This is a genomic window from Bacillus coahuilensis m4-4 (assembly GCF_000171615.1).
Classification (GTDB): Bacteria; Bacillota; Bacilli; order Bacillales; family Bacillaceae_K; genus Bacillus_T; species Bacillus_T coahuilensis.
In genome coordinates, this window is sequence record NZ_ABFU01000075.1 from 1 (window position 1) to 536 (window position 536).

1 protein-coding gene is annotated in these 536 nt (G+C 59.9%); it reads right to left on the bottom strand.

What is annotated here, in order from left to right; genetic code table 11:
• Window positions 1-166: 166 nt before the first annotated feature.
• Window positions 167-536, bottom strand: a 370-nt coding sequence (locus M44_RS24380; RefSeq protein WP_010176141.1) for a DUF6541 family protein, incomplete at its 5' end; no start/stop codon positions are given.

The window sequence follows — 536 nt, forward strand, 5'->3', positions numbered from 1 at the left end:
GATAGCGGCGGGAGCAGCGATGGCGCTGGCGGACCCTCAGGCGGCGTCGGCAATCCAAAAGGGTAGGGAGTACATCGCCGCTGTTCATGACGCCCCACGTGGAGTGGATACCCTGCTGGGGGTTTATGCGGACCTTGTCGACGGCGGCCACGCAACATAATGAGCCCTAGCCACCCTCGGAGTTGCAGCCGACGACTTCCCAGAGGGATGCATCGCCTTTCCGTGCCACCAGGTTGAAACCTGTGGCAGGCGAAATCTCGTCGGTGCCGGCGAACGGGTGGTCACCGCCATGTATCTCTTCAGCACCGAAGTCGAGGACGTACACGTCGCCAAGTTCTTCTACGACGGAACAAACGGCGGGATTCGTCAGCATCTCATCAAGTTCATTGATGAGCACCTGTTCTTGGTGGTTCAAGCCCTGACCCACGTGTGGAGACGGTGTTGTTCGGTCCGCCAATGCATAGACAAGGGACGCGCCAGTGTAGGGGTTGCCGACAACGGTCGCCGATTCCGGAACCAGCTCGGGTATTTGTTCG